The following is a 13,552-nucleotide window of genomic DNA, read 5'->3' as shown; positions in this document are numbered from 1 at the left end:
AGCATCGTGCTCCGGCTCCGATGACTTACAGGGCAGCTCCCAGCTGCTATCTTCGCGGGGAAGATCAACGGAGGAGACCAGTCGTGGCAGGTGACGTCGACATCTCCGGGTAGCTCCGGAGTGTGCAGGCCCCCGGCAGTGCCGGTGCGGGCCGCTTTCGACGTCCCCCTTTCGCTTCGCACCACCACGAGGTCTTCACCATGTCCGAAATCGTGCTGTCCGGCCTGTCCTTCTCCTGGCCCGACGACACCCCCGTCTTCGACCACCTGTCCGCCACGTTCCCCGGCGGCCGCACCGGGCTCGTCGCCCCGAACGGCTCCGGCAAGACGACGCTGCTGAAGCTCGTCGCCGGAACGCTGACGCCGTCTTCGGGCAGCGTCACCGCCGACGGTGTCCTCGGCTACCTGCCCCAGGACCTGCCGCTGAGCGGGGAGCCGTCCGTCGCCGAAATCCTCGGCGTCGCACCGGTTCTGGACGCCATCGCGGCCGTCGAGTCCGGCGACGTCGACGAAGCGCACTTCACCACCATCGGCACCGACTGGGACATCGAGGAACGCACGCGCGCCCAGCTCGACCGGCTGGGTCTCGACGTCGCGCTCGACCGCTCGCTGAGCACGCTGTCCGGCGGTCAGATCGTCTCGCTGGGACTGGCCGCGCAGCTGCTCAAACGGCCGGACGTGCTGCTGCTCGACGAGCCGACCAACAACCTCGACCGCGAAGCCCGGCACAAGCTGTACGCCGTGCTCGACGACTGGTCCGGCTGTCTCGTCGTGGTCAGCCACGACCGCGCGCTGCTCGACCGGATGGACCGGATCGCCGAGCTCGACCGCGGCGAAATCCGGTTCCATGGCGGGAACTTCACCTCCTACGAAGAGGCCGTCGAAGCCGCGCGGGAGGTCGCCGAGAAGAACATCCGCAGTGCCGAACAGGAGGTCAAGCGCGAGAAGCGGGAGATGCAGCAGGCCCGCGAGCGCGCCGCCCGCCGCGCGAGCACCGCGTCGCGCAATCTCGGTAGCGCGGGACTGCCCAAGATCTTCGCGGGCACCATGAAGCGCAACGCGCAGGAGTCGGCGGGCAAGGCGGACGGCACGCACGCGGCCCGCGTCGGCGCGGCCAAGGCGAAACTCGACCAGGCCGAGCGGGCGCGCCGGGACGAGCAGAAGATCAGCCTGGAGCTGCCGCGGACGGAGGTCCCGGCCGGCCGCACGCTCTTCACCGGCGAGGGCCTGCGGGCGCGCGGCCTCTTCCCGGACGGCGTCGACCTGACGATCCGCGGCCCCGAGCGGATCGCGCTCACCGGGCCCAACGGTGCCGGGAAGTCCACCCTGCTGCGGCTGGTGACCGGAGATCTCACGCCCGACAGCGGTTCGGTGTCCCGCGCCGACGGCCGGGTCGCGTTCCTGTCCCAGCGTCTCGACCTCCTCGACGACGACCGCTCGGTGGCCGAGAACCTGGCCGCGGCCGCTCCCGCGTCGCCGCCGTCGCAGCGGATGAACCTGCTGGCCCGCTTCCTGTTCCGGGGCTCGCGGGTGCACCTGCCGGTCGGCGTTCTCTCGGGCGGGGAACGGCTGCGCGCCACGCTGGCCTGCGTCCTGTTCGCCGAACCGGCGCCGCAGCTGCTGCTGCTCGACGAGCCGACGAACAACCTCGACCTCGTCAGCGCCGGGCAGCTGGAAAGCGCGCTGACGGCGTTCCGCGGCGCGTTCGTCGTCGTGAGCCACGACGAGCGCTTCCTCGAGCGCATCGGGATCGACCGGTGGCTGCGGCTGGAAAACGGTGACGTACACGGGTGACGTCGTGCGACGGTCGCCGCGGGCGTGGGCGGGTTCCTAGCGTGGTGGAGTCACCCGCTGAAAGGAACACCATGTCCGAAGTGACCTACACCGCCGTCGCCACCTCCACCGCGGAGGGCCGCAACGGCGGCCGCGCGACCTCCGACGACGGCGCGCTCGACGTCACCCTCGCCGTGCCCAAGGCCTTCGGCGGCGCGGGCGACGGGACGAACCCGGAGCAGCTGTTCGCCGCGGGCTGGGCGTCGTGCTTCGTCGGCGCGGTCCGCCGGGTCGCCGCCGCGAAGAAGGTGCCGCTGAACGACCTCGCCGTCGTCGCCGAAGTCACGTTGCACCACGACACGGAGGCGAGCGACTTCAAGCTGAGCGCGGCTTTGCACCTGGAGGCGTCGGGCATCGACCAGGCCACGGCCGACGAGCTGGTGACCGGCGCGCACCAGCTGTGCCCGTACTCGAAGGCGACGCGCGGCAACATCGAAGTCACCCTCGACGCCACGGTCGCCTGACCGTCGTGAGTGAGAAACAGTGTTAGAACACTGTTTCTCACTCACGACCGTTCACATGCGGGCGGCGTCCACAATGGCCTGCGCGAACGGGCGCGGGGCCTCCTGCGGGACGTTGTGGCCGATGCCGTCGAGGATCCGGTGCTCGTACTTGCCGGTGTACTTCGCGCGGTAGGCCTTGCCGTCCTTGGCCGCGCCGTCGAAGTCGCTGGCGATCGTGATCGCCGGGACCGTGATGGCCGGACCCGCGGCGAGTTTTTGTTCGTACGCCTCGTACTGCAGCTCACCCGGGGCGAGACTCAGGCGCCAGCGGTAGTTGTGGACGACGATGTCGACGTGGTCGGGGTTGTCGAACGCCGCCGCGCTCCGGTCGTACGTCGCGTCGTCGAAGTGCCACGCCGGGGACGCCGTCTTCCAGATCAGCTTGTTGAAGTCGTGACGGTTGGCCGCGTAGCCGGCGCGCCCGCGTTCGGTCGCGAAGTAGTACTGGTACCACCAGCCGAGTTCGGCCTGCGGCGCAAGGGGTTTCTGGTTCGCCACCAGGTTCGTGACGATGTACCCGCTCACCGCGACGACGGCCTGGCAGCGCTCCGGGAACAGCGCGGCGATGATGTCGACCGTCCGCGAACCCCAGTCGTAGCCGCCGAGGACGGCCTTGTCGATCTTGAGCGCGTCCATCAGGGCGACGACGTCGAGCGCGACCGCCGCCTGCTGTCCGTTGCGGACCGTCTGCGCCGACTTGAACGTCGTCGGGCCGTAGCCGCGCAGGAACGGGATGATCACCCGGTGGCCGGCCGCGGCCAGGATCGGCGCGACGTCGACGTAGCTGTACGGGTCGTACGGCCAGCCGTGCAGGAGCACGACCGGCTGCCCGGTCGCCGGCCCGGACTCGTAGTAGGCCATGTTCAGCACCCCGGCGTCGACGTGCTTGACCTCGCCGAGCGACGTGTGTTCGCCCGAGCCGGCCCGCGGGTCGGGCGTGGTCGAGGGTGCGGCCGCGGGGGTGCCCGAGGACGAGCAGGCCGCCAAGGAGGTGGCCGCCAGTCCCGCCGCGAACGCCTGCCCGAACCTTCTCCTGCTGATCATCTTGACTCCTGTGCGAAAGACCGTGGGACTTTCACGACGTTAGAGAGCTTCGAGTGATCTTCGCGCCCGTCAGGTGACGCAGCCGGTGTAAGTCACCCTTCCAGGGTCTTCAGCATCCCGGCGAGGTCGGCGCGGGAGCTCACGCCGAGCTTGGGGAAGATCCGGTGCAGGTGCGTGCCGACGGTCCGGTGCGAAAGATACAGCCGCTGGCCGATCTCCCGGTTCGTCAGGCCGTCGGCGGCCAGCTGGGCGATGCTCAGCTCGTGCGGGGTCAGCTTCTCGCGCGCGTCCGGACCGCGGTTCGGGCTCGACTCGCCCGCGCCGCGCAGTTCGGCGCGGGCCCGCTCGGCCCAGGCCGTCATGCCGAGGGCGTCGAACGTCTCGCGCGCGGTGCGCAGGTGCGTCCGCGACTCGACGACCCGCCGCTGCCGCCGCAGCCACTCGCCGAAGGCCAGGTGGACGCGGCCGCGTTCGGCGGGCCAGCCGGCCAGGTCGGCCCCCAGCGCTTCGGCGAACCGCTCGTCACCCGGGTCGAGCACGGCCCGCGCGTACCGCAGCCCGATGTGCAGGGCGGGCGAAGGCGTGGTTTTCGCCAGCGGTTCCAGTTCGGCGAGGATGTCGCGCATGGCGTCGGTCTGCCCGGAGCGCACCGCGGCCTCGGTCAGCTCGGCGACGCAGTACGCGCGCAGGGCGAGCTGGTAGGCGGGGTCGGCCGGGTCTAGCAGCCGGCGCAGGTCGGCGAAGGCGTCGTCGAAGCGGCCTTCGCTCAGGCTCGTGAGCCCGCGCGCGAGCTGGACGGTGGCGAGCACCGGCCGCGCGCCCGCGGCGAGCCCGGCGCGTTCGGCCTCGGCGGCCAGGGTTTTCGCCTGCTTGTGGTCACCGCGCAGGGCGGCGATCTCGGCCTGGACGGCGGTGGCGAGGCCGTACATGAAGGGCTGGCCGGTCTCCCGGGCGAACCGGGCGGCTTCGGCGGCGACGGGCACGGCCGCGGCGAGGTCACCGAGCCGGACGCGGCTCCACGCCTGGACGGCCAGCGCCCGCGGCAGCGGCCCGAGCCGGCCTTGCGCCCGCAGCCCCGGAGCGGCGGCCGCGGAGAACCGCGCGGCGAGGTCGAAGGCCCCGACCTGCAGCGCGGCGCTGCCGAGGTACCGATCGACCTCGGGATCGGCACCGGTGGCCCCGACGAGCTTCCGGAGGTTCCCGAGGACTTCCTGCCCGCGCTCGAACGGCGCGACATAGGCGGTGACGGCCACGACGCGCGGGTCGTCGCAGGGAATGGGGAGCCGATCGACGACGTCGAGCAGGGCGTTCCGGGCGGCGCTACCGGGTTCGGTCCAGAAGCAGCGCATCGCGGCGCTCCAGAGAATCCGCGTGGCGGCGGCGACTTCCCCGTCATCCGCGGCATTTTCGGCGGCGACGGCGAGTTCGGCGACGCGGGCGGGGTCTTCGCGAAGGCCGTCTTCGAACTCGCTGAGCAGCCGGCTGGCGGTGGCCCGTTGGCTCTTGTCAGAAGGGTTGGCGGCGTGCACGAGGCGTTCGGCGGTCTCCCGCCGCCCGGACTCGACGGCCAGCTCGGCGGCTTTGAGCAGCCGTGCACACCGGCGCCCGGGCAGGTCACTGAGCCGCGCGGCCTGTTCGAGCGCGGCGATGGCGGCCGCGGCCCCACCCCGGTACCGGGCCCGTTCGGCGGTCCGGTCGAGTTCATCGGCGACGGTCTCGTCGGGCCCGACGGTCGCGGCGGCCTGGTGCCAGGCGCGGCGGTCGGGCTGGTCGTGGAGAGCTTCGGTGAGGGCGAGGTGGGCCCGCCGCAGGTCGGTGGGGGTGGCGGCCGCGGGGATGGCGGAGCGCATGAGCGGATGGCGGAAGGTGACGATGCCGGCGGAGAGTTCGACGAGGCGAGCTTCGACGGCGGGGGCAAGAACTTCGGGCTCGACGGCATCCGTCGTCAGAAGCGAAGCCGTCGCCGTCAGGGTCTCCGCCAGCGATGTCGTTTCGTTCAGCGCCGCCACCAGCAACGCCGTCCGCGTCGCCGCCGGCAGCCCGGCCACCCGCGCCGTGAACGTCCGCTCCAGACGTTCCGTCAGCGGCAGCACCGGGTCGAGCCCGTCGAAGTCCGCCAGCCCCAGCGGCAGCTCCGTCAACGCCAGCGGATGCCCCGCCGCCTCCGTCAGCAGCCGGGTGCGGACCGCCGGGGCCAACCCCGGCGCGACCGCGTCCAGCAGGTCCGCCGCGTCGTCCGCCCCCAGCCGCTCCAAGACCATCGGCGCCAGCCCCGCGTCGAGCAGCGGAGACGAAACGCCGTCGCGGAGGGTCGCCACCAGGACGATCGGCTCGGTCTCGATCCGCCGCGCCACGAACGCCAGGACGTCCGCGCTCGCGCGATCCAGCCAGTGCACGTCCTCCGCCACCAGCAGCAACGGCTTCGCGGCCGCCTCCTCCGCCAGCAACGTCAACGCCGCGAGCCCCACCAGGTACGCACTCGGCGAAGCTCCGTCTGCCAGCCCCAACGCCGTCCGCAGTGCGTCCCGCTGCGGCGCCGGCAGCTCCGCCACCGCCCCACGGACGGGGTGAAGCAGCTGGTGCAACCCGGCGTACGCGAGGTTCTGCTCGGCCTCGGCCCCGGCCGTCCGCAGCACGCGCAGCCCGGCGACCGACGCCGCGGCCGCCGTCTCGGCCACCAGGGCCGACTTCCCGATGCCGGCTTCGCCGCGCAGGACGACGCCGGCGCGGTCTTCGGGGCCGTCGACGAGCTCGCCCAGCTCCTTCAGCTCGGCTTCCCGCCCGTGCAGCGCCATGGAACCGACCTTACCCAACGCACGTTTCCGCAGCTCAAGGCCGAGTGACGTACATCAACAGCGTCATCCGACGGGCGCGGCGGCCGCGGGCCGCCACCTAGCTTCACAGCGTCCACGCAAGCGACCCGAGGAACCGATGAGACGCATCCCGAAGTTCATGGCGGCCGCCGTGCCGCTCCTGCTGACCGGCCTGGTGCCGCTGGCGCCGAGCGCGGCGGCCGCGACGCCGGCCTGCGCCGCCGTCTCCGTACCCGCCCCGGCCGGCGCGAAGATCGAGTCGGTCACGGCCGAGCACAAGACCGCGTACTGCCAGCTCACCGTCACCCTGACCCACGACGGCAGCGACCACGTCAAGGTCGCCGTGGCCCTGCCCGACACCGGGTGGACCGGCCGGCTGCAGGCCCTCGGCGGCAGCGCCTACGCCGCCGGCAACTTCGACGGGCTCGCCCAGGCCGTCAAGGACGGCTACACCGGCGTGACGACCGACGCGGGCGTGTCCCTCGACGGGCTCGACACGTCGTGGGCGGTGACCGACGGCCAGGTCGACCAGACGCTCCTGACCAACTTCGCCACCCGTTCGGTGCACGAGGAAGCCCTGATCGGGAAGGCCGTCACACAGCGGTACTACCACCGCCCGGTGGCGTACTCGTACTGGACCGGCTGCTCGACCGGCGGCCGCCAGGGGTATTCCGAGGCCCAGAACTACGCCGGCGACTTCGACGGAATCCTCGCCAACGCCCCGGCCGTCGACTGGACGCAGTTCGCCGTCGCGACGCTCTGGCCGCAGATCGTGATGAACCAGAGCCACGACTTCCCCAGCACGTGCGTGCTTTCGGCGTTCCGCACCGCCGCGGTCCAGGCGTGCGACGCGCGTGACGGCGTCACCAACGGCATCGTCGACCGGCCGGACGAGTGCGGCTACGACCCGCGCAGCCTGGTCGGCACGAAGGTGGTCTGCGACGGCCAGGAGTTCACCGTCACCGCGGCGGACGCCGAGGTCATGCGCAAGATCTGGGCGGGCCCGACCGACGAGCGCGGCCGCAAGCTGTGGGCCGGGCTCCCCAAGGGCGCGGACTTCACCTGGCTGGCCGGCACGACGCCGGGCCCCGACGGCACGCTCGTCGCGCCGGGCTTCCCGGTGGCCGTCAAGTGGGTGCAGTCGTTCCTGGAGAAGCAGCCCGATTTCGACACGTCGAAGCTGACGTACGGCCAGTTCGCCGCGCTGTTCCGCCAGTCGGTGCGGGAGTACGACGACGTCATCGGCACGTCCGACCCGGACCTGTCGGCGTTCCGCCGCGCCGGCGGCAAGCTGATCACGTTCGTGGGCGCGAACGACCAGCTGATCCCGCCGGGCGGCACGCTGTCCTACCGCAAGCAGGTCGAACGGACGATGGGTGGCGTCAACGACTTCTACCGGTTGTTCCTCGCCCCGGGCGTCGAGCACTGCTTCGGTGGCGGCGGCCCCGAGCCGACGAACGCGCTCGGGCAGCTCGTCGACTGGGTGGAGCACGGCAAGGCCCCGGCCACGCTCGCGGCGGCGTCCGCGGACGGGAAGACCCGGAACCTGTGCCCGCTGCCGTCGGTGTCGCGCTACACCGGCGGCGATCCGGCGACGGCGTCGAGCTACCGCTGCCGCTGAGCCGAACGCCGTGTGTGCCGGCCTCCCTCCGGCACACACGGCGTTACTGGACTTGCCGGTCCAAAAAATGGTCGGCACGCTGAAGTCATGGCACTTGATCAGTACTACCTCCTCGGCCGCTCGGGCCTGCGCGTCAGCCGGCTCGCGCTCGGGACGATGAACTTCGGCACCGGCGGTTTCCACGCCGCCTACGGGAAGACCGAGGACGAGGTCCGCCCGATCTTCCGCGAGTACCTCGACGAAGGCGGCAACTTCCTCGACACGGCGGACTTCTACACGGCGGGCGAGAGCGAAACCATCCTCGGCCGCCTCATCGCCGAGGCGAACGTGCGCGAGCGCGTCGTGCTCACCACGAAGTTCACCAACAGCGTCGACCCGGGCGACCCCAACGCGGGCGGCAACGGCCGCAAGCACCTGGTCCGCGCGCTCGAGGCATCGTTGCGCCGCCTGGGCACGGACTACATCGACCTGTTCCTGCTGCACACGTGGGACCGGCTGACCCCGGTCGAGGAGGTCGTGCACACGCTCGACGACCTCGTCCGGGCGGGCAAGATCCGCTACGCGGGCCTGTCCGACGTACCGGCGTGGTACGCGGCCCGAGCCCAGAGCATCGCCGAGGCGCACGCGCTCACGCCGATGATCAACCTGCAGCTGCCGTATTCCCTGGTACAGCGCGAAATCGAGACGGAGCACGTCCCGATGGGACAGAGTCTCGGCCTCGGCATCACGGCATGGAGCCCGCTGGCCGGCGGCTTCCTGACGGGCAAGTACCGCGACGGCGGCTCGGGCCGGTTCGATCCTGACGCACAGGCCTGGACCGAGCGCGACTGGCAGTTGTTGAAGCCGCTGGAGGAGGTCGCGGGCAAGCTGGGCGTGACGATGGCCCAGGTGGCGATCAACTGGGTGGCAACGCAGCCGGGCATCGCGTCGGCGATCGTCGGGGCGAGCAGCGCCGAGCAGCTGGGCAAGAGCATGGCGGCGCTGGACTTCGAGATCCCGGCGGAGCTGCGTGCGCAGCTGAACGAGGCGAGTGCGGTGCCGCCGGCGTCGGTGTACCGGATGTTCACGGCGCAGTACCAGAACTGGATCGTCACGCCGGGCACGAAGGTGGGCGACAAACCGGAGGGGTACGCGCCGGCCGTGCGGAACTGGTAGCAACGGCGGCACCCTTTCAGGTGAAATTCTTTCGCTTTCTTGCCGACGACACGGGATTGCGGGCAATGCGGTCACTCGAACGAGTGGCCGCATTGCTCTGTCCGGGCCATCACGGACCTCCCGATGGATCGGATCCGTTGCCATCACTGGATCTACTCGGAGCACGAAGCTCTACAGTGGAGTGGCAAAAACAGTGCCAGCTGTCGAATTCAGAGCGTATTTTTCCTAGTCAAGCCATCGGGTGGGACTTTCTCGAACGGGTTGTCCCGTTGAGTGGCACCCCGGAAGATTGGAGCCCATCCCGCCCTGTAACCTTCCCCTGCCCCATTCGAATGACCACCGAAAGAGCTCCTCCCCACACCGCATGAGGGCAAAGATGGCACCTCATCCGACCACGAGGCGAGCACCGCAGCGGTCCCCGGAGACGAAGGAGGAATCCCCATGGCGCACTTCGCCGAAATGGCGTGGTGGATCATCATGCTCGCCGGTGCTTGAGCCGGCACCGCCGGTCGCGATCACGACCAAAGCCGAGTCGCGCCGGGCTTCGCAGGCAGCCGCCTACTGCGAAGCCCGGCAGCGCGGAAACGTCAAGGCTGGCCGCGACGGCGGAGCTCGACACCTTCGGCGAGGAGGATGTTGCGCGTCTGGTTGTAGGACATGCCGTAGGTGGTCGCGAGCTGACGGATCGACCGCCCGTCGGCGTAAGCGTTGACCAGTCCGGGCGGGGTCGGCGGCAGCGGGATGCGCGGCGGGCGCAGGGTGACCCCCGCGTCGATCAGCGCGGTGCGGATCTTGCGGTAGCTGTACGGCAGACGCGCGACCAGGCTCTCGATGGTCTCCCCGGCCGCGTAGTCGTCGACGAGCTCCCGCACGACGTCGTCGGGGATGGGATCCGGCGAACGCGTGACTCCGTCGTCGTCGCTCACCAGATCATCGCCGCCCCGAACAGCTGATCCGTGTGCGTGCTGACGCGGCCGGGTAGCGACGGCTCGCGGGTCACGCGGTCCGCTTCCAGCCAACGACATCGATGTCGGCGAACAAACCGCCAACCGAGTGGTGGCGTCGTGCTCATGGCGTGCTCCGCTCCCTGGATTGGTGCGCGGCTTGCCTTCCTCGCACACCTGCGAGTGAGCTACCCGGAGACCATGACGCGTGTTCGGCCGATTGTGTCCGCCGTAACACTCTGCAACGCCACACCGACACAACACCAAGAGCACGCATGGCGAAATCGGCTGTCATGTCAGCCACAGTGGACAGTCAGGAGCAGAAAACCCTTACCAGCAAGGAAAAATCAGGACTCCAGTGTCGCGGCATATCGCGGCACGAAGCACCGAAAGAATGAGCGGCTACTGCTCCGCTTCCCGCCGCGGCGGGAGCATCGCCACCGTGTCCCGCTCACCGTCCCGCGCGACCGGAACGACCGGCTCCGACGCGTCCAGCTCGTCGATCAGCTCGCCGAGCTCCGCCACCCGCGTGCCCCGCTCCCGGCCCCGGTAGAGCTCCGCCGCCTGCAGCCACAGCGCCCGCGCGTCCACCCGGTTGCCGCGCTCGCGCAGGATCGCCGCCAAGGCCGACAGGGCCCTGGCCTGGCCCGTCGCGTGCCCGGTGCGATCGGCCAGCTCGACCGCGCGATGGGCGTACCACAACGCCGCTCGCGCGTTGCCCTGCTCGTGCCTCAGCCTGGCCAGTACCGTGTTCAGCTTCATCACCGACGACAGGCTCAGGCTCGCGGACGTCAGCTCCGAGGCGAGCCGGCACTGCTCGTCGGCCTCGGCCAGCCGCCCCAGGTCGGTCAGCAGCGAGCCTCGCGCGGTGTGGATCTCCAGCCGCGTCGTCGCGTCGGGCGAGTCACTCAGGTGGTCCAGCGCCTCGGCGTACAGCTCCAGCGCCTCCTGCTCGAACCCCCGCGCCTCCACCAGCGCGTTCGCGAGCCGGTGCGCCGCGATGGCGCACAAGGACGGCTCGCCCAGCTCGTAGGCCAGCTCCAGCGCCAGCCGGCACATCACCGCGGCTTCCGTCGCCCGGCCGGATCGAAGGTGCCACCGGGCCAGGTTCAACGTCGCGGCGATCCGGCCCATCGGGAACCCCTCGGCCAGTTCCAGCGCGCGCCGGAGGTGCCGTTCCGCTTCCCGTTCCTCCCCTTGGTGCATCAGGGTGACCCCGAGATCGTTCACGTGCGACCCCAGCACCTCCCGCAGGTGCGCTTCGGTGCCGCCGGAATCGGCGAGGACCGCTTCGACACTGGCCACCGCGGTGGTCAGGCAACTGATCGCGTCGGCGAAGAAACCCTTGGCCACGAACAGTTCGACGAACAACGCCGGCAGGTGGTACGCGATCTCGTGCAGTCCCACCGCGGCCGCGCCGGTGACGACCTCGGCCAGCAGGTTCTTTTCCCGGATCACCCACTGCCGGGCCGCCGCCGCGCCGCGGAAACCGGCGCCCGGCCACGCCAGGGTCGTGGCCGGCGACGGCGGTGGCGGCTTGTGCGGGAACACCAGGCGATGCGCGTCGCGGGCCATCAGCAGGTAGAACTCGAACATCCGGCGCCGGGCCGCGGCGACGTCGTCCAGCTGCGCCGCGATCGAAGCGGCGTAGGCGTGCAGGAGGTCGTGGACGCGGTAGCGGTCGAGGTTGCCGGGGTGCTCGAGCAGGTGCGCTGCCACCAGGACGTCGAGTGACCGACGGACCGCAGGCAGCGGCCGCCCGTCCGCGGCCGCGACGGCTTCGGCCGTGAGCTCCGCGCCCGGGTGCAGCCCGATCACCGCCAGCACTCGCCGCTCACCCGCGTCCAGGGCCTGATAGGAGACGGTGAACGCCGCCCGCAGGCTCCGCTGCGGCCAATCGCCCTCGTCTCCGAGGTCCAGCAGCAGGTCGGCGTCCCTCAGCAGCCCGGCCAGCGTCGGCAGCACCATGCCCGTGCGCGCCAGCGCCCGATCGGCCACCAGCGTGAGCGCCAGCGGGTTTCCCCGGCACAGCCGCACCAGCTCCGCCGCGCCGCGGCGGTCCTCCCGGGCACGCCGGCCGATCCGGCGATCCAGCATCGACGCCGCGTCGTGGGCGGCCAGCGGCCGCACGGTCACCACCGGCGGGGACACCGTCGCGGCCAGCGACGGCAGCCGCCACCGCGAAACGACCAGCACGGTGCACGCGGCGAGCACGCCCAGCAGCGGCGCGACCTGCTCGCGGCTGCGGACGTTGTCCAGCACCACCGAAAGCGGCCGCTCCCGCAGCAGCCCCGACAGCTTCGCCGCCCTCGCCACCGGGTTCACCACCTTGTCGACCGGGAAGTCCAGCAACGACAGCAAAGTGTCCACGACCTCGCCGCTGTCCGCGGCCGTCGCCTGGCTGTCGCCCCGCAGGTCCAGCAGGACGACCCCGTGCCGGAACCGGCGCCGCGCCCGGTGCGCCCACCGCACCACCGCGGCGGACTTGCCCACGCCCGGCCCGCCGGTCACCACGACCACACCCCGGCGCGGCGCCCCGGTCGAATCGGACGTGAACGCGTCCAGCTCCGCCAGCAGCTCGGCCCGCCCCTCGAGCTCGTCGCAGTCCGGCGGGACGTGCCACACCGGCGAGCCGGACGGTTCCTCCGCCACGGCCTGGACCCGCACCACCTGGCGGGGAAAGCCGCCGTCGCCGGTGATCACCTCCTCGTGCACCGCTCGCAGTTCGTCCGCGGCCCGCAGTTCACCCGCGTCGAGGTACCGCCGGCGCATCGCGAGGAAGAACTCCGTCACCTCACCCGGGCGGTCCGCCGCGGCCAGTGCCCGGACCCGCAGCTTCGCCAGGCTCAGTTCCAGGGGATGGGCGTGTTCGAGCTCCATCAACCGGCCGAGGGCCACGTCGGCCTGCCCGGCGGCCAGGAGCTCCGCGACCAGGAAGGCGTTCGCCGGAAGCCAGTGGCTGCGCAGCCACTGCGCGCGCCAGCCGGCGGCACGCCGCGTCCGCAGGTCGCTCAGCGGCTCGTCCCGCCACAGCCGCATCGCCGCCTGCGCCTCGACGTGGGCCCGGTGGTGGTCACCCCGGTCACGCAGCTGCCGCGCGGGCGCCATCATCCGATCGAAAGCGACGTAGTCGACCAGCCCCTCGTCGATCTCGACGACGCACCCGGCCTTGCCGATCCCGACGTGTGCGTCGATTCCGTTCGCCTGCAAAGCTTTTCGCAAGTGCGCGGCGTTCTGGTGCAGAGTCGCCAGCGCCTCCCTCGGCACGCTCTCGTCGTCGGCCCACACCCATTCCACGACGTCGTCGACGGAGAACCGGTGGTTCGGCCACGTCAGCAACGCGGCGAGAACCTGCCTCGAACGAGGCTGGGCCCACTTCACGGTCACTTTCCCGTGCAGCAGCAAGGCCGTTTGCCCAAGAATTCCGAACACGATTTCCACCGCGCCCCCTTCCCCCGGACCCTCCCCGGCCATTTTCCCATTGATTCGACCGAAAGACCACGTCAGAGGCATGACAAAGGCCCGTTGACGACGGTCGTTGATCAATTGTCAACGGACGGAACCACAGGCCGAAAGGCTTTTCTCAACCGGGTCCACGACATTCGTGACAACAACTGGACACGACCTGTGGAGGACCTCG

The 13,552-nt window shown here is 71.0% G+C and carries 8 protein-coding genes; 4 read left to right on the top strand and 4 right to left on the bottom strand.

Features of this window, described 5'->3' with window-relative positions:
* Positions 1–200: 200 nt before the first annotated feature.
* The gene (locus tag ACZ7OU_RS16170; protein WP_470255575.1) at positions 201–1,793 is read left to right on the top strand and encodes an ABC-F family ATP-binding cassette domain-containing protein; all 1,593 of its coding nucleotides are present in this window, start codon (positions 201–203) and stop codon (positions 1,791–1,793) included.
* Between the two features lie 71 nt (positions 1,794–1,864).
* Positions 1,865–2,296 (top strand): organic hydroperoxide resistance protein, encoded by a 432-nt coding sequence (locus tag ACZ7OU_RS16165; protein ID WP_470241160.1) that lies wholly within the window; start codon positions 1,865–1,867, stop codon positions 2,294–2,296.
* Between the two features lie 51 nt (positions 2,297–2,347).
* Here the strand turns inward: ACZ7OU_RS16165 and ACZ7OU_RS16160 are convergent, their stop codons facing one another.
* Positions 2,348–3,379, bottom strand: a complete 1,032-nt coding sequence (locus tag ACZ7OU_RS16160; protein ID WP_470255574.1) for an alpha/beta fold hydrolase — start codon at positions 3,377–3,379, stop codon at positions 2,348–2,350.
* A 92-nt stretch (positions 3,380–3,471) separates the two neighbouring features.
* Positions 3,472–6,174: an AAA family ATPase gene (locus tag ACZ7OU_RS16155; RefSeq protein WP_470255573.1), complete on the bottom strand. Its 2,703-nt coding sequence runs from the start codon at positions 6,172–6,174 to the stop codon at positions 3,472–3,474.
* A gap of 136 nt (positions 6,175–6,310) precedes the next feature.
* On the opposite strand from ACZ7OU_RS16155, the gene ACZ7OU_RS16150 reads away from it, so the two are divergent.
* Both ACZ7OU_RS16150 and ACZ7OU_RS16145 read left to right on the top strand, forming a co-directional pair.
* Positions 6,311–7,813 carry a tannase/feruloyl esterase family alpha/beta hydrolase gene (locus ACZ7OU_RS16150; RefSeq protein WP_470255572.1) on the top strand — a complete coding sequence of 501 codons (1,503 nt, stop codon included), beginning with the start codon at positions 6,311–6,313 and terminating at the stop codon, positions 7,811–7,813.
* 87 nt (positions 7,814–7,900) lie between these two features.
* Positions 7,901–8,968: an aldo/keto reductase gene (locus tag ACZ7OU_RS16145; protein ID WP_470255571.1), complete on the top strand. Its 1,068-nt coding sequence runs from the start codon at positions 7,901–7,903 to the stop codon at positions 8,966–8,968.
* 587 nt (positions 8,969–9,555) lie between these two features.
* On the opposite strand, the gene ACZ7OU_RS16140 is transcribed toward ACZ7OU_RS16145, so the two are convergent.
* On the bottom strand, positions 9,556–9,894 hold the full coding sequence (locus tag ACZ7OU_RS16140) for a helix-turn-helix domain-containing protein (protein ID WP_470255570.1): 339 nt from the start codon (positions 9,892–9,894) through the stop codon (positions 9,556–9,558).
* Positions 9,895–10,314: 420 nt separating this feature from the next.
* On the bottom strand, positions 10,315–13,353 hold the full coding sequence (locus ACZ7OU_RS16135; protein ID WP_470255569.1) for an AfsR/SARP family transcriptional regulator: 3,039 nt from the start codon (positions 13,351–13,353) through the stop codon (positions 10,315–10,317).
* Between the last annotated feature and the right edge of the window lie 199 nt (positions 13,354–13,552).

It is taken from the genome of Amycolatopsis sp. NPDC114505, assembly GCF_055633615.1.
The sequence above is the reverse complement of the archived record's forward strand: the minus strand, read 5'-3'. Positions and strand labels throughout refer to the sequence as shown.

Coding starts and splice junctions, on each gene's coding strand:
- ACZ7OU_RS16170 (WP_470255575.1), top strand. CDS start 201: ATGTCCGAAATCGTGCTGTCCGGCCTGTCCTTCTCCTGGCCCGACGAC.
- ACZ7OU_RS16165 (WP_470241160.1), top strand. CDS start 1,865: ATGTCCGAAGTGACCTACACCGCCGTCGCCACCTCCACCGCGGAGGGC.
- ACZ7OU_RS16160 (WP_470255574.1), bottom strand. CDS start 3,379: ATGATCAGCAGGAGAAGGTTCGGGCAGGCGTTCGCGGCGGGACTGGCG.
- ACZ7OU_RS16155 (WP_470255573.1), bottom strand. CDS start 6,174: ATGGCGCTGCACGGGCGGGAAGCCGAGCTGAAGGAGCTGGGCGAGCTC.
- ACZ7OU_RS16150 (WP_470255572.1), top strand. CDS start 6,311: ATGAGACGCATCCCGAAGTTCATGGCGGCCGCCGTGCCGCTCCTGCTG.
- ACZ7OU_RS16145 (WP_470255571.1), top strand. CDS start 7,901: ATGGCACTTGATCAGTACTACCTCCTCGGCCGCTCGGGCCTGCGCGTC.